General features: G+C 66.8%; 21 protein-coding genes. 6 read left to right on the top strand and 15 right to left on the bottom strand.

The genetic code is table 11. The features are described from left to right. Positions 1-71: 71 nt before the first annotated feature. From EO170_RS20090 to EO170_RS20080, 3 genes are read right to left on the bottom strand one after another with little or no spacing between them, the layout of a single operon-like run. Entirely contained in the window at positions 72-734 is a 663-nt protein-coding gene (locus EO170_RS20090; RefSeq protein WP_126947702.1) for a glutathione S-transferase, read from the bottom strand. Beyond that, the gene (locus EO170_RS20085) at positions 731-1,561 is read right to left on the bottom strand and encodes an NYN domain-containing protein (protein WP_164740259.1); all 831 of its coding nucleotides are present in this window, start codon (positions 1,559-1,561) and stop codon (positions 731-733) included. The genes EO170_RS20090 and EO170_RS20085 overlap by 4 nt, the downstream gene beginning before the upstream one ends. After that, positions 1,558-2,085 carry a hypothetical protein gene (locus tag EO170_RS20080; protein ID WP_126947699.1) on the bottom strand — a complete coding sequence of 176 codons (528 nt, stop codon included), beginning with the start codon at positions 2,083-2,085 and terminating at the stop codon, positions 1,558-1,560. Before EO170_RS20080 ends, EO170_RS20085 begins: the two co-directional genes overlap by 4 nt. A gap of 118 nt (positions 2,086-2,203) precedes the next feature. Here EO170_RS20080 and EO170_RS20075 point away from each other — a divergent pair, with 118 nt between their 5' ends. Together EO170_RS20075 and EO170_RS20070 are read left to right on the top strand one after the other, a co-directional pair. After that, positions 2,204-3,496, top strand: a complete 1,293-nt coding sequence (locus EO170_RS20075; protein ID WP_126947696.1) for an NAD(P)/FAD-dependent oxidoreductase — start codon at positions 2,204-2,206, stop codon at positions 3,494-3,496. 52 nt (positions 3,497-3,548) lie between these two features. Continuing rightward, on the top strand, positions 3,549-4,163 hold the full coding sequence (locus EO170_RS20070; protein WP_104584094.1) for a trimeric intracellular cation channel family protein: 615 nt from the start codon (positions 3,549-3,551) through the stop codon (positions 4,161-4,163). A 150-nt stretch (positions 4,164-4,313) separates the two neighbouring features. Here EO170_RS20070 and rpoH read toward each other — a convergent pair whose 3' ends face one another. From rpoH to rhlB, 6 genes are all read right to left on the bottom strand, one after another. Then, entirely contained in the window at positions 4,314-5,189 is an 876-nt protein-coding gene (gene rpoH / locus EO170_RS20065) for an RNA polymerase sigma factor RpoH (protein WP_024938885.1), read from the bottom strand. A 199-nt stretch (positions 5,190-5,388) separates the two neighbouring features. Next, entirely contained in the window at positions 5,389-6,114 is a 726-nt protein-coding gene (gene ung / locus EO170_RS20060) for a uracil-DNA glycosylase (protein WP_115677953.1), read from the bottom strand. Positions 6,115-6,119: 5 nt separating this feature from the next. Continuing rightward, complete coding sequence (locus EO170_RS20055) at positions 6,120-6,962, bottom strand: response regulator (protein WP_164739090.1); 843 nt, start codon at positions 6,960-6,962, stop codon at positions 6,120-6,122. An 8-nt stretch (positions 6,963-6,970) separates the two neighbouring features. Continuing rightward, positions 6,971-7,921, bottom strand: coding sequence for a permease-like cell division protein FtsX (gene ftsX / locus EO170_RS20050; protein WP_104650040.1), 951 nt, complete (start codon positions 7,919-7,921; stop codon positions 6,971-6,973). Further along, entirely contained in the window at positions 7,918-8,604 is a 687-nt protein-coding gene (ftsE, locus tag EO170_RS20045) for a cell division ATP-binding protein FtsE (protein WP_104584147.1), read from the bottom strand. Before ftsE ends, ftsX begins: the two co-directional genes overlap by 4 nt. A gap of 75 nt (positions 8,605-8,679) precedes the next feature. Continuing rightward, positions 8,680-10,398, bottom strand: a complete 1,719-nt coding sequence (gene rhlB, locus EO170_RS20040; protein WP_126947693.1) for an ATP-dependent RNA helicase RhlB — start codon at positions 10,396-10,398, stop codon at positions 8,680-8,682. 198 nt (positions 10,399-10,596) lie between these two features. Between rhlB and trxA the strand changes: the two genes are divergently transcribed. Both trxA and rho read left to right on the top strand, forming a co-directional pair. After that, positions 10,597-10,938, top strand: coding sequence for a thioredoxin TrxA (gene trxA / locus EO170_RS20035; RefSeq protein WP_005923050.1), 342 nt, complete (start codon positions 10,597-10,599; stop codon positions 10,936-10,938). 217 nt (positions 10,939-11,155) lie between these two features. After that, the gene (gene rho / locus EO170_RS20025; protein WP_104584097.1) at positions 11,156-13,051 is read left to right on the top strand and encodes a transcription termination factor Rho; all 1,896 of its coding nucleotides are present in this window, start codon (positions 11,156-11,158) and stop codon (positions 13,049-13,051) included. 116 nt (positions 13,052-13,167) lie between these two features. On the opposite strand, the gene aceK is transcribed toward rho, so the two are convergent. The 6 genes from aceK to EO170_RS19995 all read right to left on the bottom strand — a co-directional run bounded on the left by aceK (position 13,168) and on the right by EO170_RS19995 (position 21,111). Next, complete coding sequence (gene aceK / locus EO170_RS20020) at positions 13,168-14,907, bottom strand: bifunctional isocitrate dehydrogenase kinase/phosphatase (protein ID WP_126947690.1); 1,740 nt, start codon at positions 14,905-14,907, stop codon at positions 13,168-13,170. Between the two features lie 261 nt (positions 14,908-15,168). Continuing rightward, positions 15,169-17,400 carry an NADP-dependent isocitrate dehydrogenase gene (locus tag EO170_RS20015; protein ID WP_126947687.1) on the bottom strand — a complete coding sequence of 744 codons (2,232 nt, stop codon included), beginning with the start codon at positions 17,398-17,400 and terminating at the stop codon, positions 15,169-15,171. A gap of 388 nt (positions 17,401-17,788) precedes the next feature. Next, on the bottom strand, positions 17,789-18,346 hold the full coding sequence (locus EO170_RS20010; RefSeq protein WP_126947684.1) for a hypothetical protein: 558 nt from the start codon (positions 18,344-18,346) through the stop codon (positions 17,789-17,791). Between the two features lie 73 nt (positions 18,347-18,419). Next, complete coding sequence (locus EO170_RS20005; RefSeq protein WP_104584101.1) at positions 18,420-18,713, bottom strand: LysM peptidoglycan-binding domain-containing protein; 294 nt, start codon at positions 18,711-18,713, stop codon at positions 18,420-18,422. A gap of 102 nt (positions 18,714-18,815) precedes the next feature. Beyond that, positions 18,816-19,631 carry an NADPH-dependent 7-cyano-7-deazaguanine reductase QueF gene (gene queF, locus EO170_RS20000; protein WP_119131688.1) on the bottom strand — a complete coding sequence of 272 codons (816 nt, stop codon included), beginning with the start codon at positions 19,629-19,631 and terminating at the stop codon, positions 18,816-18,818. 163 nt (positions 19,632-19,794) lie between these two features. Further along, entirely contained in the window at positions 19,795-21,111 is a 1,317-nt protein-coding gene (locus tag EO170_RS19995; protein WP_104584103.1) for a M20 family metallopeptidase, read from the bottom strand. A 256-nt stretch (positions 21,112-21,367) separates the two neighbouring features. Between EO170_RS19995 and EO170_RS19990 the strand changes: the two genes are divergently transcribed. Together EO170_RS19990 and EO170_RS19985 are read left to right on the top strand one after the other, a co-directional pair. Next, complete coding sequence (locus EO170_RS19990) at positions 21,368-22,609, top strand: efflux RND transporter periplasmic adaptor subunit (RefSeq protein ID WP_104650033.1); 1,242 nt, start codon at positions 21,368-21,370, stop codon at positions 22,607-22,609. A 93-nt stretch (positions 22,610-22,702) separates the two neighbouring features. Beyond that, positions 22,703-25,951, top strand: a complete 3,249-nt coding sequence (locus EO170_RS19985; RefSeq protein ID WP_126947681.1) for an efflux RND transporter permease subunit — start codon at positions 22,703-22,705, stop codon at positions 25,949-25,951. The last annotated feature ends 20 nt before the right edge of the window (positions 25,952-25,971 follow it).

The following is a 25,971-nucleotide window of genomic DNA, read 5'->3' as shown; positions in this document are numbered from 1 at the left end:
GCAGCGTATGGGGTCGGCGGCACGCGTGCTGCCTGCCATGCACCACGCTGGCTTGCGCGCGGACCCGACACTCAGGTCAGCGCGGTCATTACGCCACGCTGGTAGGCAGGCCGCGCGCGCAAGCGCTGATACCACGCCTGCAGATGCGGCAGCGCGGGGCGCTCGATCGGCATTTCGAACCAGGCGTAGATGAAGCTGCCGAGCGGAATATCGCCCATCGCAAACTGCGCGCCGGACAGATACGGCTGCTGCGCCAGGGCCGCATCGGCGCGTGCCAGCAGTTCGCCCGAGCGCGTCAGCGCCGCGGCGATGCGCGCAGGATCACGCTCGGCCTCCGGTGTGCGCAGCACGCCCCAGAACAGGTCGCGAAACACGCCGGCAAACGTCGAGGTGGTCCAGTCCATCCAGCGATCGCCCAGCGCGCGTTCGGCCGGTGCCTGCGGATACAGGGCCGGCGCATATTGCGCGGCCAGGTAGCGCACGATCGCATTGGACTCCCACAGCACCAATTCGCCATCCTGCAGCGTCGGCACCAGACCGTTGGGATTCAACGCGCGATAGGCGGGCGTGTCGTTATGACCAAACGCACCGCCGACTTCGATCGAGGTATACGACAGCCCGGCTTCTTCGGCGCACCACAGCACCTTGCGCACATTGCTGGAATTACGCCGCCCCCATAGCGTGATCGGGCCGTTCCCTGCAGCCGATGGCGTTGCAGCGTCAGCCATGGTCATTTCCCCGCTGCCGGCTTGGGCGTGGTGCGCGCCGGGCGCTTTGTGGAAGTCGCCTGCGTGGCGAGAGCGGCCGCTGGCTGCGCTGTTTTCGCCCGCCCGCCCTTGGGCGCATCGCGCACCCACAGGGCCTGCTCGTCCTGCTTGATCTCGAACAGGCCGATCGCACGCACCAGGTCGCTGAGCTTGCGATAGCCGTAATTGCGTGGGTCGAACGAGGCCTGGTTGGCCACCTGCTTGCCCACCGCACCCAGATGCGCCCAGCCATCGTCTTCGCAGGCACTGTCGATCGCATTGCGCAGCATCTGCACCAGCCGGGTGTCGCCGCGCAGCGCGGTGGCGTCCTTGCGGCCGGCGGCGGTGTCGCTGGCCGCTGCCGCCTGCTCGCCCAGCGCTTCGACATAGGTGAACTTGGAACAGGCATTGACGAACGGCGCCGGGGTTTTCTTTTCGCCGAAGCCATACACCTTCATGCCATCGGTGAGCAGCCGCATCACCAGCGGAGTGAAGTCCGCATCGCTGGAGACGATCGCAAAGCCATCCAGGTTGCGCGCATACAACAGGTCCATCGCATCGATCACCATCGCCATGTCCGAGGCGTTCTTGCCCGAGCTGTAGGCAAATTGCTGGATCGGCCGGATCGCATATTCGTGCAGCGCCGCTTCCCAGTTCTTCAGGTGCGGGCTCTTCCAGTTGCCGTAGGCGCGGCGCACGTTGGCCACGCCATAGCGCGCCACTTCGGCCAGCACCACGTCGATCTTGCCGGCCGGCGCGTTGTCGGCATCGATCAGCAGGGCGATGCGTTTGTCGGGATTGTCGATCATGGTCATTCCTCGAAGGTGTCGGCAGAGTCGGTGTCGCTGGCGGTGTCGCTTGCGTCGTCCGTTTCGGTGGCGTCGGCATCGGTCGATGGCAGCGTGTATTGGCTGCCATCGTGCATGGTCAGCACGCCATCGCTCAGGATCTCGCGCTCGGCCCCGCCGCTGACCCAGGTGGCATGCACGCGGCCGCGGCCGCGATCGCCCTCCACCGTGAACACGAAATCGTCGGCGCCCGGCGCCAGACCGGTACGCACCAGATCCACCCGCATCGTGTGGATCCGGCCGATCTGTTCCTGCACCACCGCATCGTCCTGCAACGCGGCGCGTGCCTGATCGGCGAACAGCGACCAGCCGAAGACGATCAGCCAGCCCAGCGCGCCCAGCACCACCATGCCGAACAGCACCACGCAGGCCCCCAGCCCGATCAGCCCGATCGTGACGCCACTGACCTGCTTTCCGGGCGTCCGCGCGGCAGCCGCTGCCATCGCGGGCGAAGAAGGTGGTGGTGGCAACGGTGGGGGTAATGCCGGCATGCGGTCACCAGGTCGATGAGATGCGACATGATGCCGCAGGCGGGACGCCTTCAGGCGTCATGTTCATTGCCGATGCGGCATGCTGATGCGCCCGCGTCGCATTCCATCAGACCTGACGATGACTACTTCCCCCTCCCAAGCTCCGCTGCACCTGGTGGTGGTCGGTGGCGGTTTTGCCGGCTTATGGGCCACCCGCGCGCTCGACGATCCTGGCATCCGCATCACCCTGATCGACCGCCAGAACCACCATTTGTTCCAGCCGCTGTTGTATCAGGTCGCCACCGCCGGCCTGTCGGCACCGGATATTGCCGCGCCGCTGCGCCACATCCTGCGCGAACAGCGCAACGTCGAGGTGCTGCTCGGCGACGTTGCCGAAATCGCACCGGGCCGCCGCGAAGTGGTGCTCGCCGATGGCAACGCGCTCGGCTACGACATGCTGCTGCTGGCTACCGGCGCCACCCATGCCTACTTCGGCAACGATCAATGGGCCGAGCACGCGCCCGGCCTGAAGACGCTGTACGACGCGCTGGTGTTGCGGCGCAAGTTGCTGCTCGCCTTCGAGCGTGCCGAAGCCGAATCCGACCCGGCCGCACGCGCGGCCTGGCTGAGTTTTGCCGTGGTCGGCGGCGGCCCGACCGGTGTCGAGCTGGCCGGCACGCTGGCCGAAATCGCCCGCCACACGCTCAAGAACGAGTTCCGCCATATCGACCCGCAACAGGCGCGCGTGCGCCTGGTCGAAGCCGGCCCACGCGTGCTGCCCTCGTTCCCGGACGATCTCACCGCCAAGGCGCGCAAGCAGCTCGAGCGGCTGGGGGTGGAAGTGCACACCGGCACGCCGGTCACGCATATCGATGCGCTGGGCTACCAGTTGGGCGACACCTTCGTGCCTGCACGCACGGTGGTGTGGGCCGCCGGCGTGGCCGCATCGCCGCTGGCGCGCACGCTCGGCGTGCCGCTGGACCGCGCCGGCCGCGTGCTGGTGCAGCCGGACCTGAGCGTGCCCGGCCACCCGGAGATCTTTGTCGGCGGCGACCTGGCCGCGGTCCAGCAGGACGGCCGCCCGGTGCCGGGCGTGGCACCGGCGGCAAAGCAGATGGGCAAGCACATCGCCAAGGCGATCCGCGCCCGCCATCGCGGCCAGCCTGCACCGGCCTTCCGCTATCAGGACTACGGCAACCTGGCCACGATCGGCCGCATGGCCGCCATCGTGCATGTCGGCAAGCTCAAGCTCTCCGGCATCGTGGCCTGGTGGTTCTGGCTGGCCGCGCACGTGTACTTCCTGATCGGCTTCCGCAACCGCTTCGTGGTGCTGGTGAACTGGGCGATGGCGTACTGGAGCTACCAGCGTGCCGCGCGCATCATCTTCGGCGGCGCCACCGACGACCCGCCGCCCAGCAGCAAGGACGGATGACAGCGCCACGGGCCGTACGCGATGCTGTGCGGCCTGATGCGACGGTCTGATCGTGGCCACTCTCCTGTTTCTGCTGGATCTGCTCGGCACCTTCGTGTTCGCCCTCAGCGGCGCCACCGTGGCGGTGCGCAATCGCCTGGATCTGTTCGGCGTGCTGGTGCTGTCGTGCGCGGCGGCGGTGTCGGGCGGCATCGTGCGCGATGTGCTGATCGGCGCCACCCCGCCAGCGGCGCTGGTGCATCCGCAGTACCTGCTGGTCGCCTGCCTGGCCGGCGTGGCCGGTTTCTACTGGCATGCGGCGGTGGAACGGCTGCGCAACCCGGTGCAGCTGTTCGACGCGGCCGGGCTGGCGCTGTTTGCGGTCTACGGCACCAGCAAGGCACTCGACTACCAGCTCAGCCCGCTCAGCGCGACCTTGCTGGGCATGCTCAGCGGCATCGGCGGCGGCATCGCCCGCGATCTGCTGGTGGCGCGGACCCCGGTGGTGCTGCAGGCCGAGCTGTACGCCGTCGCCGCGCTGGCCGGTGGCGGCCTGGTCGCAATCGGGCACGTGCTTGAGGTGCCGCAGGCCTGGTCGCTGGCGACCGGCGCGCTGGTCTGTTTCGGGCTGCGTTTCATGGCCATCCGCTACGGCTGGCACCTGCCGGTGGCGCGCCTGCCGGAGTAGTGCGGGCGGCCGCAGTGCGTGGTCGATCATCGGCGAACAACCACGACGAAGCACCACGCGTCTTCGCACGCAACGTATCGCCAGCACCACACATGCAAACGGCCCGGAAGACCGGGCCGTTTGTGCAACACCTGGGGCATGATCGAAGGATCAGGCCACGAACAGCGCCTTCATCTTCTTCAGCGCATTCGCCTCGATCTGGCGGATACGTTCGGCCGACACACCGTACTCGTCGGCCAGCTCCTGCAGTGTCACCTTGGAGTCGGAATCCAGCCAGCGACGCTTGACGATGTCGCGCGAGCGCGTGTCCAGACCGGCCATGCCTTCGCGCAGCAACTGCAACTGATTGTCTTCGCTGTCGTGACGCTCGTAGGCCTGCGACGGATCTTCGTCGTTGGCCACCAGGTAGCTCACCGGCGACGGCGGGCCGTGATCGTCGTCTTCGTCAGACGAGGCATCGAAGCCGATATCGCGACCGGACAGACGCGACTCCATCTCCATCACTTCGCGCTCGGAGACGTTCAGGTCCTTGGCGACGGCCGTCACTTCGGAGGCATTGAGCCAGCCCAGGCGGGTCTTGGACTTGCGCAGGTTGAAGAACAGCTTGCGCTGCGCCTTGGTCGTGGCGACCTTGACGATGCGCCAGTTCTTCAGGATGAACTCGTGCATCTCGGCACGGATCCAGTGCACTGCAAAGCTGACCAGGCGCACGCCCATTTCCGGGTCGAAGCGCTTGACCGCCTTCATCAGGCCGATATTGCCTTCCTGGATCAGGTCGCCCAGCGGCAGGCCGTAGCCGTTGTAGCCGCGAGCGACGTGCACCACGAAGCGCAGGTGGGAATGGACCAGTTCGCGCGCGGCATCCAGATCCAGCTCGTCACGGAAGCGACGGGCAAGATTCTGTTCCTCATCGACCGACAGCACCGGGATCTGGTGCACGGCACCGATGTAGGCGTCCAGCGAACCGAGCGCACTGGGAATCGGGAGATTGTTTGCCACAAGGGCAGTCGAGGTAATCTGGTTCATAGGGCACCATCTTAGCAGTCGAACTATTGGACTGCCGGGTACAGGAAGAGTTCCCAGCGTTCCATTTATAGGACGTTCGGGCTTTTGGCATCACCGTCGTTCTACGGCGCAGTTTCCGAATTCTGGCCCCTACGCTACCACCGCCGCCCTGCGCAGACCGTGACAACCACGTCGCGAAATGCAACGGCGCCAGCGCCGTTCAGCCGCTGGCCGAAGTGGTGTCCAGCGTGTTGCGCGGCGGCAGCGACCAGTCGATCGGGCCCAGCCCGCGACGCTGCAGGTGTTCGTTGGTCTTGGAAAAGTGCTGGCAGCCCAGAAAGCCGCGATGCGCCGACAACGGCGACGGATGTGGGGCCTTGAACACGCGATGGCGCGCCTGGTCGATGACCTTGCCCTTGGACTGCGCATAGCTGCCCCAGAGCAGGAACACCAGGCCTTCGCGCTCGCGGTTGAGGGTTTCCACGACATGGTCGGTAAAGCCTTCCCAGCCCTTGTTCTGGTGCGCGCCGGCCCGGCCCTGCTCCACCGTCAGCACCGCATTGAGCAGCAGCACGCCCTGGCGCGCCCACGGCATCAAATAGCCATGGTCCGGCCGCGCAATCCCCAGGTCGTCCTGGATCTCCTTGTAGATGTTGAGCAGCGACGGCGGCACCGGCACGCCGGGCAGCACCGAAAAACACAGCCCATGCGCCTGGCCTTCGCCGTGATACGGGTCCTGGCCCAGGATCACCACCTTGACCTGCTCGAACGGGGTGGCGTCGAAGGCGGCAAAGATCTGCGGACCCGGCGGGAACACCCGCGCCCCGGCCGCCTTGCGCTGGCGCAGGAATGCAGACAGCGCCTGCATCTCCGGGCGCAGCAGCCAATCGCCCACCCGCGCCTTCCATGACGGTTCCAGCTGGATACGCGCTTCCACTTCAGCCACGTCGGTCATAGCGTGACGGCCTGGTCCTCGAGCCGTGCCAGGCGCAGCTGGAACAGCACCTTGGTCACCAGCAGACGTTCTTCGATGGGTTTTTGCACCAGATCGTTGGCGCCGGCGCGCAGCAGTTCGGACTGGTTGCGCGGATTGGTGTCGCCGGTCATCACCAGCACCGGCAGGCGGCGCTTGCCGTAGGCGAAATCGATGCGGATGCGCTCGACCACGTCACGGCCGTTGAGCTCGCCCTTCAGGGTGACGTCGGTCAGCACCACGTCGATGCGGCGTTCGGTGCGGCCCAGCGATTCGGCGGTCAGCAGCGCAAAGGCGTCCTCGGCGGTGAGTACGTGGATGACCTTCAGGCTCTGCCGCTCGAGCATGCGCTTGGTCGCCTCGGCCACCACACGGCTGTCCTCGATGTACAGCACGGTCGCGCCGACCACCGGCTCGGGCTGCACATAGCCGCGGATGAAGGTCGCCAGGGCTTCGTGGCCCAGCGCCTTGTCGAAGTAGTCGGTGACGTACTCGGTGAAGCGACGCTCCACCAGATGCTGCTGCGCGTCGCCGGAGACCACGATCACCGGCACATAGGCCTGGCCGGCCGCCTCGCGCACGCTGCGCGCCAGCGTCAGGCCGTCACCGTCGGGCAGCGACAGCGAGGTGGTGACCAGATCCACCGCACCGGCTTCCAGCGCCTGGCGCGCCTCGGCGATGCTGGAGCAGCCGATCACCTGCACGTTGGGCAGATCCCGCTGCAGCACATCGGCGATCAGCTTGCGCACCAGCTTGGAGCCATCGACCACCATCACGCGCGGCGCGTCGCTGATCAGATGCTTGAGATCTGGTGGATGCATGGCAGGCCTCAGGTCTCGGTGGGACGGGTCTGGCGAAGGAAGTGGCCGGTCACCAGCCAGGCGCCCAGCCAGCCCAGGACCAGGGTGCCGACCAGCACCATCGCAGAATGCAGCAGATCCAGCCCGTGCAGGGTAAAGGAGCTGCCGTAACTGTCGGCCAGGCCCGCCAACGGCGCGCGCAGCGCCAGCCCGGAGGCGGCGATCAGCGCCAGCGCCACGGCGCCGGCACCGAGCCCGTACCAGGCACCCAGATACAGGAACGGGCGCCGGATGAAGCCATCGCTGGCGCCCAGCAACTGCAGCACGCCGATTTCCTCGCGCCGCGACTGGATATCCAGACGCACCGTATTGCCGACCACCAGCACCGCGCCGATCCCCAGCAGTGCCGACAGCACCTGCACCAGCCGCTCGCCGAAATGCAGCCAGCCATCTAGGCGCTTGCGCCACAGCGCGTCGTGCTGCACCTGATCGGCCTGCGGCAAGGCCTGCAGCGCGCCGGCCAGTTGCGCATCGTCGGCCGTCTCGGTGGGCGTGACGATCAACAGCGTGGGCAGCGGGTTGTCGCCGAGTGCGTCGATCGCCTCGTCGAGCTTGGCGCTCTCGCGCAGCTCGGCCAGCCCCTGCGCCGGCGTGCGCAACGTGACCTGGGCAACGTCCGGGCGGCCACGCAGTTCACCGGCCAGCGCCTGCGCGGCCTCGGCACCGATCTCGACCTTCAGGAACAGATTGATCTCGCGCGACTGCTGCACGCTGCCGGCCAGCAACTTGACGTTGTCCAGCGCGATCGACAACCCCAGCGGCAAGGCCAGCGCCAGCGCCATCACCACGATGGTCAGCAAGGTGGCCCAGGGCTTGCGCATGGCCCGCCCCAGGCTGAAGGCGATGCTGTGCAGATGGTGGTCGATCCACACGCCGAACCGCGAGGGGGCGACGGCTTCGGTATTGGCGGGCTTGCTCATTCGGCCAGATCCTGCGGCGAGATGTCGTCGACCAACCGGCCGTGGTCCAGGATCAGCACGCGCTTGCGCATCTGCTTGAGCAGGGCCAGATCGTGACTGACCACCAGCACGCTGGTACCGCGTGCCGGCAGCTCGGCGAACAACTGCATGATTTCGGCAGCCAGTGCCGGGTCGAGATTGCCGGTGGGCTCATCGGCCACCAGCAGGCGCGGCTCGCCGACGATGGCGCGGGCAATGCCCACGCGTTGCTGCTCGCCGGCCGACAACTGCGACGGCAGCGCCTTCTCGCGATGGGCCAGCCCGATCCGCTCCAATGCCGAACGCACGCGCTTGCCGATCTCGGCACGGCGGGTGCCGCGCAGGATCAACGGCAAGGCCACGTTCTCGGCGATGCTGCGGTCGTTGAGCAGGCGATGGTCCTGGTAGACCGCACCCACCTGACGACGATGCAGCGGAATCTGCCGGCCGCGCACCTTGAGCAGGTTGCGCTCGCCCAGCAGCACCGTGCCCTGGCTGGGCCGCTCGCTGAGATGGATCAATTTGAGCAGGGTACTTTTGCCGGCGCCGGAGTGGCCGGTCACGAACAGCATCTCGCCATCGGCCACTTCGAAGCTGACATCGGTCAGCGCCTGGTGGCCACCGGCGTAGTGCTTGCTGACGTTGTCGAAACGCAGAACGGTCATCCAGCGATTATGCCGGAGCGCCAGCGCTTGCGTCGCATCGCCGGAGCCCGGCGATGCGATTGGCATTGCGTGCGATCAGCTGCCCGACACCAGCGAACGCAGGCGACGACCGATACGGCTCAGCAGCGACGGGCTGCCGGACGGTTTGGCCGCGCTGCGCACCGGCTTGGCGACCACCTGGGTGGGCTTGCGCGGTGCGGCGGGTGCGGCGACCGGCGTGGAGGCCACTGCCGGCTCGGCCCCTTCGACCGGGCGGCCATTGCGGCGGCGGCGCCGCTTGCGCGGTGCGCGCTCGGCATCGGCCACGATGGTGGACGGTGCCTCGACCGACGCGGCGGCAACCACCGGCGTCTCGCTCGGCGCGGCCACTGCCGGGGCTTCGCCCTCCACCCGTGGCTTGCGACGCGGACGCGGCTTGCCATCGGCACTGCCGCCGTCGCGACGACCGCCGCCACTGCCGCTGCGCGCTGCACCGCCCGGGCCGCTGCGACCACCGCCGCGACGCTGCTCTTCGGCGGCCCGCTGCTCGCGCGCCTCGCGGAAGATCGTACCCACGCTGTCGCCAGCGTCGTCATCGGCCTCCTCGCCTTCCATCGGCGCGCGCGGGGTGCGCGGCAGCGGCGTCAGCAGCTCGGCGGTCACCGGCTCGACCGGGATCTTCTGCTCGATATAGGCCTCGATGTCCGGCAGGCTCATCGCATAGCGCTCGCAGGCGAAGCTGATCGCATCGCCTTCTTCGCCCAGCCGCGCGGTGCGGCCGATGCGGTGCACGTAATCTTCCGCATCGAACGGCAGGTCGTAGTTGTAGACGTACTTGACGCCATCGATATGCAGGCCGCGCGCGGCCACGTCGGTGGCGACCAGGATTTCGAGCTGGCCCTTCTGGAAGCGGTTGAGCAGCGACTCGCGCTTCTTCTGCGGCACATCGCCCGACAGCACGCCGACCCGGTAGCCATGCCGCTCCAGCGTGCGCGCCACGCGCTCGACGAACGCCTTGGTATTGACGAACACCATGGTGCGCGCGCCTTCGCTGCGCGACAGCAAGCCCAGCAGCAAGGTCTGCTTTTCTTCGTCGGACGGGAAATAGATGCGCTGGCGCACCCGTGCGGCGGTGATGGTCTCGGTTTCGACCACCAGCTTTTCCGGCTCGTTCATGTGCTCGTAGGCGAGCTCGAGCACGCGATGACTGAGCGTGGCCGAGAACAGCAGGGTCTGCCGGGTGCCGCGCTCGGGCATGCGCCGCAGCAGGAAGCGGATGTCCTTGATGAAGCCCAGGTCGAACATGCGGTCGGCTTCGTCCAGCACGCAGATCTCGCAGGCGTGCAGCGAGACCACCTTGTGCTGCTTGACGTAGTCGATCAGCCGGCCCGGGGTGGCGATGATCACGTCCACGCCCTGCTGCAGCAGCTCGCGCTGCTTGTCGTAGTCCACCCCGCCGTAGACCAGTGCAAAGCGCAGGCCCAGGTCGGCGCCGAACTTGACCGCATCCTTGTGGATCTGGATCGCCAGCTCGCGGGTGGGCGCCAGGATCAGCGCGCGCGGGTCTTCCGGCTTGCGGTCGGCCAGCGCCGGGCGGATCAGCAGGCGGTTCATCACTGCCACCAGAAACGCCAGGGTCTTGCCGGTGCCGGTCTGGGCCTGGCCGGCGACATCGCCGCCCGGCAGCGCGACCGGCAGGGTCAGCGCCTGGATCGGGGTACAGCGGGTGAACCCGGCGCTCTCCAGCCCGGTGATCAGCGCCGGATGCAGGTCGAACGTGGAAAAAGTCAAATCGGTCAGCGGTTTGTCGCTCATTATTCCGTCTTCGTGAGGCGCCCTGGGCAGCCCGGGCGCGGCTTGCATCGATGCCGACAGCGTCGCAAACTGCGGCTGTTGTGGCGGACAGCGCGGCTTCAGGACTGACACTTGATTCAGTCGCGCAATGCCCCAGTTTAACGCAATGTAGCGGCCTGCCCGTTCGGGCGGGCCGTTTTGGTTTCCAGGAGACCCAACGTGAGCGACAAGGTTCAACATGTCGGCGATGCCGACTTCGATACAGCTGTACTGCAATCCGGCGAACCGGTACTGGTGGATTTCTGGGCCGAGTGGTGCGGACCCTGCAAGATGATCGCCCCGGTGCTGGACGATCTGGCCGATACATATCAGGGCAGACTGAAGGTTGCCAAGGTCAATGTGGACCAGAACCGCGCCCTGGCCATCAAGTACCACGTGCGCTCGATCCCGATGCTGTTGCTGTTCAAGGACGGGCAGGTGCAGGCCACCCAGATCGGTGCGGTTGGCAAGGGCCAGCTGACCCAGATGATCGACAAGACCCTGGGCGGCGCGGCTGCCTGAGCGAGTGGGCGTCCAGCGATGGGCGCCCCGTGATGCGCCAGCAGTTAAATCCTGCTGAGGCAGGCGCTTGCGCGGTTGCGCGCAGCGGTGATAGTGTCAGTCGATCCGGAGCACGTTCGTGCGCCGACGTACCTCTCTAGAAACCTCTTCTAGACTCCCATCACCTAAAGTTCGCCCCCCAGCCGGGCGCTCGCACTCTTAGCGAGGAATCACGCACTTGTCCGATCATCCTTCCTCCGATACCGGGAGCAGCGTCGACGCTCCTGTCGAGAAGCGCGTGCGCAAGCCGCGCGTGAGCAAGACCGCCGCTGCCACCGACGATGGTGGCGCGCAGCAGCCCAACCTGCCCTTGCCCGCCAGCCCCGCACCCGAGACCCCACGTGCCCCGCAGGCACCGTCGCACGCTGCCGACCCGGCACCGGCGCAGACGTCCAGCGATGGCGCCTCCTACGCCGGTAACGCCCCCAGCGCCAGCCAGGGCAACCAGGGCAACCAGGGCAACGACAACACCCATGGCGACTCCCGCGAGGGTGGCCAGACGCAGCAGCAGCGCTTCAATCAGGCGCAGCAGCAGCAGAACCAGAATCAGGCACAACACCGGGGCCAGGGCCAGAACCAGGGTCAGCCCCAGGCGCAAAGTCAGGGCCAGGACCAGGGCCAGAATGGCGGCCAGAACCCGCAAGGCCAGGGCCAGAACCAGCAGGGCAACCGCCGTGACCGCTTCCGCAACCGCCGTGACCGTGGGCGCGACCGCTTCGGCAACGAAGGTGGCGGCGGCATGCCGTCGTCGGATGGCAGCAACGAGCCGTTCGTCGCGCGCCCGCACCCGGCCGTGCCGGAGGGCTTCCCGGTCTATTCGCTGAGCGATCTCAAGCGGATGCCGGCGCAGAAGCTGCTGGATATCGCCGATCAGCTCAACATCCAGGAAGGCGTGGCGCGCGCGCGCAAGCAGGACGTGATCTTTGCCCTGCTCAAGGTGCTGACCCGCCACGGCGAGGGCGTTGCCGCCGACGGCGTGCTGGAAATCCTCCCCGACGGCTTCGGCTTCCTGCGTGCCGCAGAAGCCAGCTACCTGGCCGGCCCGGACGATACCTATATCTCGCCCAGCCAGATCCGTCGCTTCAACCTGCGCACCGGCGATCACCTGTCCGGCCGCATCCGCTTCCCGAAGGACGGCGAACGCTATTTCGCGCTGTCGATCGTCGACACCATCAATGGCGAGCCGCTGGAAGCCAGCAAGAACAAGGTGCTGTTCGAGAACCTGACCCCGCTGTTCCCGCGTCGGCGCTTCCGGCTGGAGCGTGGCGATGGGTCCACCGAGGACATCACCGGCCGCATCCTGGATCTGATGGCGCCGCAGGGCAAGGGCCAGCGCGCGCTGATCGTCTCCCCGCCCAAGGCCGGCAAGACGATGATGATGCAGCAGGTGGCCACGGCCATCACCAGCAATCATCCCGAAGTGCACATGATCGTGCTGCTGATCGACGAGCGCCCGGAAGAAGTGACCGAAATGCAGCGCACCGTGCGCGGCGAGGTCATCTCCTCCACCTTCGACGAACCGGCCGCGCGTCACGTGCAGGTCGCCGAGATGGTGATCGAGCGCGCCAAGCGCCTGGTCGAGCACAAGAAGGATGTGGTGATCCTGCTCGACTCGATCACCCGCCTGGCACGCGCCTACAACAACGTGGTGCCCAGCTCCGGCAAGGTGCTCACCGGCGGTGTGGATGCCAATGCCCTGCACCGTCCCAAGCGCTTCTTTGGTGCGGCCCGTAACGTCGAAGAAGGCGGCTCGCTGACCATCATCGCCACGGCGCTGGTGGAAACCGGCAGCAAGATGGACGAGGTGATCTACGAAGAGTTCAAGGGCACCGGCAACAGCGAAGTGCACCTGAACCGTCGCATCACCGAAAAGCGCGTGTACCCGGCGATCGACATCAACCGCTCGGGCACGCGTCGCGAAGATCTGCTGATCGAGCCGGAGCTGCTGCAGAAGATCTGGATCCTGCGCAAGCTGCTGCACCCGATGGACGAAATCGCGGCAATGGAATTCCTGCTGGACAAGATGAAGACCACCAAGTCCAACGACGAGTTCTTCAGTTCGATGAAGCGCTGACCCGGTCGGCGTCATCGAGACAAAAAGCCCCGCACCGCGGGGCTTTTTTGTGGGTGCGGGGTTTGTACGGGCAGGCACTTCGCATGGCCCATGCCATGCAGGTCGGCATCGGGCGGCTACGCCAGACGACGCGAGTCCGCGTAGGGCGGCGTGTCCGGATAATCATCCTCGCGCAGCCGGGTTTGCAGGTCGCGCCACCATTGCGGGTCGAACAGCTCCGGGTGCAGGTGCTTGACCGCTTCCAGCTGCGAGGGCGGCAGGCCCATGAACAGCGCGAAGCGCTCGGGGAACACGTCGCGCGGGCCGACATGGAACCAGGGCTCGGCGGCCATCTGTTCTTCGTAGGTGGTGGCGGTTGGCCAGTCGCGGAAGGTGCATTCGGTGATCAGGCACAGCTCGTCGTAGTCGTAGAACACCGCGCGCTGATGGCGGGTGATGCCGAAGTTCTTCAGCAGCATGTCGCCGGGAAAGATGTTGTTGCGCGCCATGTCCTTGATTGCCTGGCCGTAGTCCAGCGCGGCCGCATGCGCGGCTTCGGGCAGCTGTTCGCGCAGGTAGAGATTGAGCGGGCGCAGGCGGCGCTGCACGTAGCACAGCGCGATCAGCACGTCCTGCCCATCCTCGCTCAGACTCGTCGCGCAGCTGGTCTGCAGCTCGTCCAGCAACGCCGGCGCGAAGCGCGATTTGGGAAACCGCAGGAAGCGATACGGCTGCGCGTCCAGCAAGCGGCCGATGCGATCGAGCTGGAACACCAGCTCGTACTTGCCCTCCACCTGCGCGCGGCTCATGGTCTTGGGATAGGCGAAGCGGTCGCGAATCAGCTTGAACACCAGCGGATAGCTGGGCAGCGTAAACACCACCATGACCATGCCGGGCGTGCCATCGGCATGCACCAGCTGCTCGGACGGATGTGCCTGGAAATGGCTGAAAAAGGTGCGATAGCGTTCGGTCTTGCCCTGCTTGGCGCGCCCGAGCATCGTGTAGAGCTCGTCGACCGGCTTGTGGGTGAGCAGGCTGCGCAAGAACACCACCGCATCGCCGACGGTGGACAGATCGGCCTGGAAATAACTGCGCGAGTTGCTGAACAGTTGCGCGACATCGCTGCGCCGGGTCAGCACCGCTTCGGCGCGCAGGCCGGCGGCGTCGTTGACCAGGGCGATGACGCAGGGCGAGAAGCGATGTTCGCCGAACACCCGGCCCACCAGGTAGGCGCGGCGCTCGCGATAGAACACCGTCTCCAGCAGTTCCACACTGCGCACCGGGTGCTCGCCCCAGTGCGCGAGATCGTCTAGCAGGCGCACCGCGATCGCCGCCGCGCAGCGGGTGCGATGCGCATACGGCACGTCGAAGGAATAATCGCCGAGCACGCGCACCAGCATGTCGGTCAGCCGGCCGGGCGAGACCGCGTAGGTATGCCGCGCCACCGGCACGGTGATCGCATCGGTCGGCTCGATATCCAGCGCGATGAATTCGATATCGGCATCCACGCCGTGGGTGCCGAAGTAACGCCGGGTCAGGGTGTTGTAGAAGGTCTTGTACAACTCCTGATCGATCAGCCCGCGCAGCAGCGCGGCGTAATGCACGCGTGCACGCATCCACAGCGCGCGATCATGCGCTTGCCCCAGCAGTACCGCGCGCAGGCGCAGCATGCATTCGCTGATGTACTGGTCGTACAGCGCGATCCGCGCCACCGCGTCATCACGTGCGCCGCTCCAGTCGCGCGTTTCGAAGCGCTGTTTGGCGCGTGCGGTGATCTCGGCAAACCGGGCGTGGTAGTCCTCGAAGGCGTCGTACACGGCATGGGCGATCGCCAGCGCACGGCGCTCGGACTGCGGCGGTAACGGGAGCTGGCTCATGGCCGCAGTGTACCCAGCGCATGTTGCCACGTGCAGCCAAGACCACCGGCCAATCGAACAGGCGCGCAAATGCCGAGGCCGCTCGCAACCAGACGCAGGAGCTCTCGCAGTCAGGGCATTGCCAGGTCGTGAGACCTGGCACGCAACGACCGCGTTCTCGCGGTTGCACGCACACGCCGGAAACGACAAGGCCCGCCTCTCATCGAGGCGGGCCCTGCCTGTCGCATCGCTGCACACACCGCCGACAGGCGGTGCGCCGGATCAGGCCTTCAGCGTGGCCAACACGTCGTTGAAGGTCTTGCTGGGGCGCATCGCCTCGCTGACCTTGGCCAGATCGGGGTGGTAGTAGCCGCCGATCTCGACCGGCTTGCCCTGGGCGCCGTTGAGCTCGGCCACGATGGTGGCTTCGTTCTCGGTCAGCGCCTTGGCCAGCGGTGCGAACTTGGCCTGCAGGGCGGTGTCCTCGGTCTGCGCAGCCAGGGCCTGCGCCCAGTACATCGCCAGATAGAAGTGGCTGCCGCGGTTGTCCAGTTCACCGACCTTGCGCGCTGGCGACTTGTTGTTGTCCAGGAACTGGCCGTTGGCCACGTCCAGCGCCTTGGCCAGCACCGTGGCCGACGGGTTGTCGTAACGGTTGCCCAGATGCTCCAGCGAGGCGGCCAGGGCCAGGAATTCGCCCAGCGAATCCCAGCGCAGGCTGTTCTGTTCGACGAACTGCTGCACGTGCTTGGGCGCCGAGCCACCGGCACCGGTCTCGAACAGGCCGCCACCGGCCATCAGCGGCACGATCGACAGCATCTTGGCGCTGGTGCCCAGCTCCAGGATCGGGAACAGGTCGGTGAGGTAATCGCGCAGCACGTTGCCGGTGACCGAAATGGTGTCCTGGCCCTTGCGGATGCGCTCCAGCGAGAAGGTGGTCGCTTCCACCGGCGGCAGGATGCGGATATCCAGGCCGTTGGTGTCGTGATCCTTCAGATAGGTGTCGACCTTGGCGATGACCTGCGCATCGTGCGCGCGGGCCTTGTCCAGCCAGAACACCGCAGGCGTCTCGCTCAGGCGCGCACGTTCGACGGCCAGCTTGACCCAGTCCTGGATCGGCGCGTCCTTGACCTGGCACATGCGCCACAGGTCGCCGGCTTCCACCGCATGTTCGAACACGGTGGCGCCGGTGTCGTCGGTGACCTTGACGGTGCCGGCGGCGGCAAGCTGGAAGGTCTTGTCGTGCGAGCCGTATTCCTCGGCTTTCTGCGCCATCAGGCCGACGTTGGGCACCGAACCCATGGTGGACGGATCGAATGCGCCATGCGCCTTGCAGTCGTCGATCACCGCCTGATAGACATCGGCGTAGCAGCGATCCGGGATCACCGCCTTGGTGTCCTGCAGCTTGCCTTCGGCATTCCACATCTGACCGGAGTCGCGGATCATTGCCGGCATCGACGCATCGACGATCACGTCGCTGGGCACATGCAGGTTGGTGATGCCCTTGTCGGAGTTGACCATCGCCAGGGCCGGACGCTGCGCGTATTCGGCCTGGATATCGGCCTTGATCTGCGCCTGCTGGTCTTCCGGCAGCGTGGCGATACGTGCATACAGGTCGCCGATGCCGTTATTGGGATCGAAGCCGACCGACGCGAGCGCATCGGCATGCTTGCTCAGCGTGTCCTTGTAGAACTCGCCGACCACCACGCCGAACAGCACCGGGTCGGAGACCTTCATCATGGTGGCTTTCAGATGCACCGAGAACAGCACATCCTTGGCCTTGGCATCGGCGATCTGCGCGTCGATGAAGCTGGCCAGCGCGCGCTTGCTCAGCACCGCGGCATCGACGATCTCGCCGGCCTTGACCGCGACCTTGTCCTTCAACACGCTGCTGCTGCCGTCCTTACCGACGAACGCGATCTTCAACGCGCCGGCGGCCGCCACGGTGGTGGATTGCTCGCTGCCAAAGAAATCGCCGTCGTCCATGTGCGCCACGTGCGACTTCGAATCGCTGCTCCACTTGCCCATGCGGTGCGGATGCTTGCGCGCGTAGTTCTTCACCGACAGCGGCGCGCGGCGATCGGAGTTGCCCTCGCGCAGCACCGGATTGACCGCGCTGCCCTTGACCTTGTCGTAGCGCGCCTTGATGTCCTTTTCGGCATCGTCCTTGGGCGTGTCCGGATACGCCGGCAGCGCATAGCCCTGGCCCTGCAGTTCGGCGATGGCGGCCTTGAGCTGCGGCACCGAGGCGCTGATGTTGGGCAGCTTGATGATGTTGGCTTCCGGCGTGGTGGCCAGCGCGCCCAACTCACCGAGGTCGTCGGCGATCTTCTGCGCCTCGGTCAGGTGTTCGGGAAACAGCGACAGGATGCGGCCAGCCAGCGAGATATCGCGGGTTTCGACCACGATGCCGGCGGTATCGGTGTAGGCATCGATGATCGGCAGCAGCGACTGCGTGGCCAGATACGGTGCTTCGTCGGTGAGCGTGTAGATGATCTTCGGTGTCTTCGACATAAGGTGCGAGGGCTCGTGTGGTCGGAAGGAGCGCCATGTTCACGGCACCGGCATTGGCGTGCGCGACGCAGGTCGCTGATGGCACGCCGATCGGCCTGCGCGTGGAACGCGGCAATGGATCAGCATGGCATTGTCGCGTCTGAGCCGCGCCCGGGTAAAGCGACCACAGGCGGATGCTCCGTCCCGCCACCCGGCCGATGCAATGGATGCAGCTGTAACGAACAGGCGATCCATGCAAAAGGGCGCGACCTTGCGATCGCGCCCTGCTGCTTCATGTAGCGAGTCAAGCATGCTGCGCGACATCTCCCGCCTCATCAAACAGCCGCAAGAATTGCCCTGTGGGCCGTCGGCTGCCAGCGATGTGCCAGATGCCTGCCTGTCGGCGCGCTTACTTCACCGTAATGGTCTGCGGCGTACCGGCCGGCTTGCCATCCACCATCGCCTGCACGGTATAGGTGCCGGCCGGCCAGCCATCGGGCTTGCTGAAGCTCAGGTTGGTGGTCTCGGCTCCGCTGGTATTGAGCGTGGCGGTTTGCTCACCGGCAACCTGGCCATCCTGGTAGGTCATCTTGGCCGACACCGGCACGTTGCTGGCGCTGCCGTCGGTCTTGATCGACACGATGATGGTGCTCTTGGCCCCGATGCTGGCCGACGGTGTCACGCTCTTGTCGGCAGCGGCCTCGGTACCGACCACCACGCTGGACACCGCGACTGCCGATCCAGCCGTGGCGGCGCTGTCGGTGCTGGCGGCGCCGGTCGTGGTGCTCTGGCCAGCCTGGTCACTTGCCGGCGGTGTTGCGGCCGGGCCCGGCATCGCTTCGGTGGCGGCGCCGGAAGTCGGATCCTTGGACACGCTGTCGTCGTCGGCCTTCTTGCTGCAACCCGACAAGGCAAGCACGCCGACCAGCGCGATGGCGATGGTGCTGGAAACGGATTTGGTACGCATGGATCAATCTCCGGAAGATCAAGCTAAAAGTGGGTTTCGAAAAGTGGATTCGAGAAGTGGGTGTGCGGTGCGCCTAGGCCTTCGGCGGCAACTGCAGGACCTGGCCAGGAAAGATCTTGTCCGGATCCTTGAGCGTTTCGCGGTTGGCCTCGAAAATACGCGGCCACAGGTTGCCGTCGCCGTAATGGCGCTTGGCAATGCTGGACAGACTGTCGCCCGCCTGTACGGTGACCGATTCGCCAACCAGCTGCGCGGTGCTCTGCACGCTGGTGCGAACGTTGGAAAAATCCGCCGCAGGCGCAACCTCCGCGGTGCTGTCGACCGAGGAGGTCACGTTGGAGAAATCTGCTTTCTTGTCGACATTCATTGCCGCAATCCCTTTGCATCACGATGCCTGAAGGGTGCGCGGTGCGCTGTTAAGCGTGGATCGCGCCACCGTGAAGCTGGCGCGATCCTGCAATGGCGGCGATTACTGGCGCAGGTCGCGGAAGATCGACAGCGGTGTCGGCACGCTGGGTGAGCTGCGCAAGGGGTTGATGTCCAGCCCGCCACGACGGGTGTAACGCGCTTCGACTACCAGCCACTCGGGCGCGCAGCGCAGCAGCACGTCATGGAAGATCCGCTCCACGCATTGCTCATGAAACTCGGCGTGGTCGCGGAAACTCACCAGATAGCGCAGCAGGCCTTCGCGGTCGATCGGCGCGCCGCGGTAGCGCAGCGTGACGCTGGCCCAATCCGGTTGACCGGTGACCGGGCAATTGGATTTGAGCAGGGCCGAGGTCAGCACTTCTTCGGCGACCGGTTGCGCGTGCGCCGACAGATACGCGGCATTGGGCGGGCCATAGTCGTCGATGCTGACGTCCAGCGCGTCGATCGATTCGCCCTCGCCGACCGCATCGATCGGCGGCAGGCCGAATTCCACCGCCACGTCGGCACCGGCGCGCGTGGACAGGTCGGTGGCGATGCGCGTGCGCACCGCTTCGGCACTATTGAAGCGGGTGGCGTTGAGCGAATTGAGATACAGCTTGAGCGACTTGGATTCGATCAATGACGGCGAGTCGCAGGGCACGTGCAAGGTGGCAGTGGCCACGCACGGCTTGCCCTGCGCATCGAGCCAGCTCAGTTCATAGGCATGCCAGCGGTCACGCCCGATGAAGGGCAAAGCCCCGCGCAGGCCGATCGCCTCGCGCCCGGCCGCGCGCGGAATCGGAAACAGCAGCGACGGATCGTAGCCGCTGGGGTAGGCAACCTCACGGCCGAGGGTGGAATCTTCTGGGGTATTCATCGTGCCATTTTAGGCCGGGCGGGCTGGCCGTGAGGTATATGGCAGACGCGGGAGCGCGCTGGCGACAGCAGCAGGCCGCTCCGAGCAGCCCGCCGACCAATGGATCGCCACCGGTCAACGGGAACCGTGCAACTGCACACGATTCCCGATTCCCGCTCCCGATTCAGCCCGCCTGCCCCTGATGCAGGTAATCCAGCGACACCTGCAACAGCGCCCGCAAGCCCACATCCAGCGACGATTCGTCGAGCAGGAACTGCGGCGAATGGTTGCTGGGCGCGGTCGCCGGGTCGATGCCCTTGGCGGTGGAGCCGACGAAGAAGAACATCGACGGCACCTGCTGGGCGTAGAACGAGAAATCTTCCGCGCCCATCTGCAACGGCGGTTCGTAGACATTGTCGGCGCCGACCACGGCCTGCAGGCTGGGCAGCATCTTCGCAGTCAGCGCCGGGTCGTTGACGGTGGCCGGATTGCCGGGCTGGTCCGGTACCTGCGCCTGGACGGTGGCGCCGTGGGCGGCGGCGGTGTGCTCGGCCACCGTCTTGAGATCGGCGAAGATCTGCTGGCGCATACCTTCGTCGAAGGTGCGGATGGTGCCGACCATGTCCACGTCGTCGGGGATGATGTTGTAGCGGATGCCGCCCTTGATCGCGCCAAAGCTCAGCACCGCCGGCTGCTTGGACAGGTTGGCGCGGCGGCTGACCACGGTCTGCGCAGCGCCGATCATGTCGGCACTGGCCACGATCGGGTCGATGCCGTTCCACGGCGCCGAGCCATGCGTCTGGCGGCCGATCATCTTGATCGCGAAGCGGTCCGAGGCCGCCATCAGCGGGCCACTGCGCACGGCGATCTTGCCGGCCTGCACGCTGGAGAACACATGCAGGCCGAACACCGCCTGTGGCTTGAAGTCGGCAAACAGGCCTTCCTTGAGCATCAGCGACGCGCCACCCTCCTCGTTGCCCGGCGCGCCTTCCTCGGAGGGCTGGAAGATCAGCATCACGTCGCCCGGCAGCTGCTCGCGCATGCCGACCAGCGCCTCGGCCACCCCGAGCAGGATCGCGGTGTGGGCGTCGTGGCCGCAGGCGTGCATCACCCCGACCTGCTCGCCGCGGTACTCGGCGGTGGCCTTGGAGGCGAACGGCAGGCCGGTCTGCTCCTTGACCGGCAAGGCATCCATGTCGGCACGCAAGGCGATCTTCGGACCCGGCTTGCCGCCCTTGATGATGGCCACCACGCCGTGATGGGCGATGCCGGTGCGCGGCTTGAGGCCGAGCTTGCGCAGCTGCGCGGCCACGGTGGCGGCGGTGCGCTCCTCGCGGTTGGACAGTTCCGGGTGCTGATGGAAGTCGCGGCGCCACTGCACCAGCTTGGTCTGCAACGGTGCGGCGGCGGCCTGCACCTCGGGCCGGGGCGCAGCCTGGGCGGCGGCCAGGGTGGGCAGGGCCAGCAGCAAGGCGCTGGTCAGCAGGCGGGAGTGGCGCATCGGCAATCCTCTGAAGATGGTTGCTTAATGTAGTGCAGGCGCGTGCCCGGCGGGCGGCAGTGGGGCTCGATTCAGTCCTGCGGTCAACCGCATCGGCCCTGGCGCGTTGCCGCTGCACTGCATCCGTGAACGCTGCGGTCGTTTCGCCCGGCGAGCCGTTACTTCAGTAACGCTCAATTGCCTGACCGCAACGATATGCTGCGCACAGCCGCCCCACGGTCGCACCAGCGCCCGGCCCGCCATCAGGAGTTGTCGCATGTCGCGTTTTTGGAAGATCACACTGCTGGTCGTAGCGGTGCTCGTCGTGGTGTTCGTCGCCATGCGGATGTTCGGCGGGGGCAACCACGGCAAGCGGGCGGACGCGCCGGACGGCAATGGCACCGAGAACAGCGGCCCGGTGCCGGTCACGGTCGTGGCCGCCACCACCCAGGATGTGCCGGTCTACGCCAGCGCGCTGGGCACGGTGACCGCGCTCAATACGGTCACGGTCAGCCCGCAGGTCGGCGGCCAGCTGATGAGCCTCAACTTCAAGGAAGGCCAGGAAGTGAAGAAGGGCGAGCTGCTGGCGCAGATCGACCCGCGCACCCTGCAGGCCAGCTACGACCAGGCACTGGCGGCCAAGCGCCAGAACCAGGCGCTGCTGGCGACCTCGCGGGTGAACTACCAGCGCTCCAACGACCCGGCCTACAAGCAGTACGTCTCGCGCACAGACCTGGATACCCAGCGTAACCAGGTGGCGCAGTACGAGGCGGCGGTGGCGGCCAACGATGCGCAGATGCGCTCGGCGCAGGTGCAATTGCAGTTCACCCGCGTGACCGCGCCGATCGACGGGATTGCCGGCATCCGCGGCGTGGACGTGGGCAATATCGTCAGCGCCAGCTCCACCATCGTCACCCTGACCCAGATCCGCCCGATCTACGTGTCCTTCAACCTGCCCGAGCGCGAGTTGCAGGCGGTGCGCAGCGGCCAGGCGGCTGCCCCGCTGGACGTGGCGGCGCTGGATCGCGGCGATGCGCACGTGATCAGCGGCGACGGCAAGCTGGAGGTGATCGACAACCGCATCGCCGCCGACAGCGGCACCTTCGGTGCGCGTGCGATCTTCGCCAACACCGACAACGCGTTGTGGCCGGGCCAGTTCGTCAACGTGCGCCTGCAGCTGCGCACCATCTCCGGCGGCACCGTGGTGCCGACCCAGGCCGTGCAGCGCGGCCCGGACGGCGATTACGTCTACGTGGTCGGCAGCGACAACACCGCGCAGATGCGCACCGTGGTGCAGGGCGTGGAAGTGGACGACAGCCATGTGCAGGTCACCAAGGGGCTCAAGCCGGGCGAGCGGGTAGTCACCGAAGGCCAGTTCCGGCTCAAGCCGGGCAGCAAGGTCAGCGCGCTCAAGCCGGGCGAAACCCCGCCGGAGCCGACCGAGGCCGAACTCAAGGCCGCGCAGGACAAGAGCCGTGGCGGCGCCGGTGGCCGACGCGGCGGCGGCGGTCCGCGCTAACTCGCGCGCACCGGCGACGGGACTTCCGTCACCGGTGCGCATCGGCGCCATACGCGCCGGCATCGATTGACGTCTTCAGCAAGGACACCCCCCGTGGGCTTTTCGACCATCTTCATCCGCCGTCCCATCGCCACCTCGTTGTTGATGGCGGGCATCCTGCTGCTGGGCATCCTGGGCTACCGGCAATTGCCGGTCTCGGCGCTGCCGGAAATCGATGCACCCAGCCTGGTGGTCACCACCCAGTATCCCGGCGCCAACGCGACCACCATGGCCTCGCTGGTGACCACGCCGCTGGAGCGCCAGTTCGGGCAGATCTCCGGGCTGCAGATGATGACCTCCGATTCGTCGGCAGGCCTGTCCACGATCATCCTGCAGTTTTCGATGGACCGCGACATCGACATCGCCGCGCAGGATGTGCAGGCGGCGATCCGTCAGGCCACCCTGCCCTCGTCATTGCCGTATCAACCGGTCTACAACCGGGTCAATCCGGCCGACGCGGCGATCCTGACCCTCAAGCTCACCTCCGACTCGCTGCCGCTGCGCGAGGTCAACCGCTATGCCGATGCGATCCTGGCCCAGCGCCTGTCGCAGGTGCCGGGCGTGGGGCTGGTGTCGATCGCCGGCAACGTGCGCCCGGCGGTGCGCATCCAGGTCAATCCGGCGCAGCTGTCGAACATGGGCCTGACCATGGAGTCGCTGCGCAGCGCGCTGACCCAGACCAATGTCAGCGCGCCGAAGGGGTCGCTCAACGGCAAGACCCAGTCCTACAGCATCGGCACCAACGACCAGCTCACCGACGCGGCGCAATACCGCGAAACCATCATCAGCTACAGCAACGGCCGCCCGGTGCGGCTGGCCGATGTGGCCAACGTGGTCGACGGGGTGGAGAACGACCAGCTCGCCGCCTGGGCCGACGGCAAGCCGGCGGTGCTGCTGGAAATCCGCCGCCAGCCCGGCGCCAACATCGTGCAGACGGTGGAGCAGATCCGCGGCATCCTGCCGCAGCTGCAGTCGGTGCTGCCGGCCGACGTCCACCTGGAGGTGTTCTCCGACCGCACCGAAACCATCCGCGCCTCGGTGCACGAGGTGAAGTTCACCCTGGTGCTGACCATCGCGCTGGTGGTGGGGGTGATCTTCGTGTTCCTGCGCCGGCTGTGGGCCACCATCATCCCCTCGGTGGCAGTGCCGCTGTCGCTGGCCGGCACCTTCGGGGTGATGGCGTTTGCCGGCATGTCGCTGGACAACCTGTCGCTGATGGCGCTGGTGGTGGCGACCGGTTTCGTGGTCGACGATGCGATCGTGATGATCGAGAACATCGTGCGCTACATCGAACAGGGCAAGAGCGGGCGGGAAGCGGCCGAAGAAGGCGCCAGGCAGATCGGCTTCACCGTGCTGTCGCTGACCGTGTCGCTGGTGGCGGTGTTCCTGCCGCTGCTGCTGATGCCGGGCGTGACCGGGCGCCTGTTCCATGAGTTTGCGTGGGTGCTGTCGATTGCGGTGGTGATCTCGATGCTGGTGTCGCTGACGCTGACGCCGATGATGTGCGCCTACCTGCTCAAGCCCGACGCCCTGCCCGAAGGCGAGGACGCGCACGAACGCGCCGCCGCCGCCGGCAAGACCAACCTGTGGACGCGCACCGTGGGCGCCTACGAACGCAGCCTGGACTGGGTGCTGGCGCACCAGCCGCTGACCCTGGCGGTGGCGATCGGCGCAGTGGCGCTGACCGTGGTGCTGTACGTGGCGATCCCCAAGGGTTTGCTGCCCGAGCAGGACACCGGCCTGATCACCGGGGTGGTGCAGGCCGACCAGAACGTGGCGTTCCCGCAGATGGAGCAGCGCACCCAGGCGGTGGCCGCGGCGCTGCAGAAGGACCCGGCGGTGACCGGCGTGGCCGCCTTCATCGGCGCCGGCACCATGAACCCCACCATCAACCAGGGCCAGCTGGCAATCGTGCTGAAGACGCGCGGCGACCGCGAGGGCCTGGACGAGGTGCTGCCGCGCCTGCAGAAGGCGGTGGCCGGCATTCCGGGCGTGGCGCTGTTCCTCAAGCCGGTGCAGGACGTCACCCTGGACACCCGCGTGGCCGCCACCGAATACCAGTATTCGATATCGGACGTGGACAGCAGCGAGCTGGCCATCTGGGCCGGGCGCATGACCGAGGCGATGCGCAAGCTGCCCGAGCTGGCCGACGTGGACAACAACCTGGCCAACCAGGGCCGTGCGCTGGAACTGAGCATCGACCGCGACAAGGCCAGCATGCTCGGCGTGCCGATGCAGACCATCGACGACACGCTGTACGACGCCTTCGGCCAACGCCAGATCTCCACCATCTTCACCGAGCTCAATCAGTACCGGGTGGTGCTGGAGGTGGCGCCGGAGTTCCGCAGCAGCACCGCATTGATGAACCAGCTGGCGGTGGCCAGCAACGGCAGCGGCGCGCTGACCGGCACCAATGCGACCAGCTTCGGCCAGCTGACCTCGTCCAATTCGTCCACCGCCACCGGCGTGGGCGCGCAGAACACCGGCATCGTGGTCGGTGCCGGCAGCATCATTCCGCTGGCCGCACTGGCCGAGGCCAAGGTCACCAACACGCCGCTGGTGGTCAGCCACCAGCAGCAGCTGCCGGCGGTCACCATCTCGTTCAATCTGGCACCGGGGCATTCGTTGTCGCAGGCAGTGGCGGCGATCGAGCAGGCGCGCCAGGACCTGAAGATCCCGACCCAGGTGCACGCGCAGTTCGTCGGCAAGGCGGCCGAATTCACCGGCAGCCAGACCGATATCGTCTGGCTGCTGCTGGCCTCGATCGTGGTGATCTACATCGTGCTGGGCGTGCTGTACGAGAGCTACATCCATCCGCTGACGATCATCTCCACGCTGCCGCCGGCCGGCGTCGGCGCGCTGCTGGCACTGATGCTGTGCGGGTTGAGCCTGTCGGTGGACGGCATCGTCGGCATCGTGCTGCTGATCGGCATCGTCAAGAAGAACGCGATCATGATGATCGACTTCGCCATCGACGCCCGCCGCGAAGGCGCCAACGCGCACGAGGCGATCCGCCGCGCCTGCCTGCTGCGCTTCCGCCCGATCATGATGACCACCGCCGCGGCGATGCTGGGCGCGCTGCCGCTGGCCCTGGGCACCGGCATCGGCTCGGAACTGCGCCGTCCGCTCGGCATCGCCATCGTCGGTGGCCTGCTGCTGTCGCAGCTGGTGACGCTGTACACCACGCCGGTGATCTACCTGTACATGGAACGTGCCGGCGAGCGGCTGCGCGACTGGCGCGCGCGCCGTGCTGCACGTCATGGCGATGCAGCTGCGGCTCCAAGCCCGGAGCGCCCGGCATGAGGACCGGTAGCGGTATCGCT

It is taken from the genome of Xanthomonas sp. BRIP62409, assembly GCF_003992965.1.
In the GTDB taxonomy this organism is placed as follows: Bacteria; Pseudomonadota; Gammaproteobacteria; order Xanthomonadales; family Xanthomonadaceae; genus Xanthomonas; species Xanthomonas euroxanthea.
Note: the sequence above shows the minus strand (reverse complement) of the source record. Positions and strands in the feature narration are given on the sequence as shown.

What these genes read in the sequence shown, in the direction of transcription:
- EO170_RS20090 (WP_126947702.1), bottom strand. Translation starts at nt 734, where the DNA reads ATGACCATGGCTGACGCTGCAACGCCATCGGCTGCAGGGAACGGCCCG.
- EO170_RS20085 (WP_164740259.1), bottom strand. Translation starts at nt 1,561, where the DNA reads ATGACCATGATCGACAATCCCGACAAACGCATCGCCCTGCTGATCGAT.
- EO170_RS20080 (WP_126947699.1), bottom strand. Translation starts at nt 2,085, where the DNA reads ATGCCGGCATTACCCCCACCGTTGCCACCACCACCTTCTTCGCCCGCG.
- EO170_RS20075 (WP_126947696.1), top strand. Translation starts at nt 2,204, where the DNA reads ATGACTACTTCCCCCTCCCAAGCTCCGCTGCACCTGGTGGTGGTCGGT.
- rpoH (WP_024938885.1), bottom strand. Translation starts at nt 5,189, where the DNA reads ATGAACCAGATTACCTCGACTGCCCTTGTGGCAAACAATCTCCCGATT.
- EO170_RS20055 (WP_164739090.1), bottom strand. Translation starts at nt 6,962, where the DNA reads ATGCATCCACCAGATCTCAAGCATCTGATCAGCGACGCGCCGCGCGTG.
- ftsX (WP_104650040.1), bottom strand. Translation starts at nt 7,921, where the DNA reads ATGAGCAAGCCCGCCAATACCGAAGCCGTCGCCCCCTCGCGGTTCGGC.
- ftsE (WP_104584147.1), bottom strand. Translation starts at nt 8,604, where the DNA reads ATGACCGTTCTGCGTTTCGACAACGTCAGCAAGCACTACGCCGGTGGC.
- rhlB (WP_126947693.1), bottom strand. Translation starts at nt 10,398, where the DNA reads ATGAGCGACAAACCGCTGACCGATTTGACTTTTTCCACGTTCGACCTG.
- aceK (WP_126947690.1), bottom strand. Translation starts at nt 14,907, where the DNA reads ATGAGCCAGCTCCCGTTACCGCCGCAGTCCGAGCGCCGTGCGCTGGCG.
- EO170_RS20015 (WP_126947687.1), bottom strand. Translation starts at nt 17,400, where the DNA reads ATGTCGAAGACACCGAAGATCATCTACACGCTCACCGACGAAGCACCG.
- EO170_RS20010 (WP_126947684.1), bottom strand. Translation starts at nt 18,346, where the DNA reads ATGCGTACCAAATCCGTTTCCAGCACCATCGCCATCGCGCTGGTCGGC.
- EO170_RS20005 (WP_104584101.1), bottom strand. Translation starts at nt 18,713, where the DNA reads ATGAATGTCGACAAGAAAGCAGATTTCTCCAACGTGACCTCCTCGGTC.
- queF (WP_119131688.1), bottom strand. Translation starts at nt 19,631, where the DNA reads ATGAATACCCCAGAAGATTCCACCCTCGGCCGTGAGGTTGCCTACCCC.
- EO170_RS19995 (WP_104584103.1), bottom strand. Translation starts at nt 21,111, where the DNA reads ATGCGCCACTCCCGCCTGCTGACCAGCGCCTTGCTGCTGGCCCTGCCC.
- EO170_RS19990 (WP_104650033.1), top strand. Translation starts at nt 21,368, where the DNA reads ATGTCGCGTTTTTGGAAGATCACACTGCTGGTCGTAGCGGTGCTCGTC.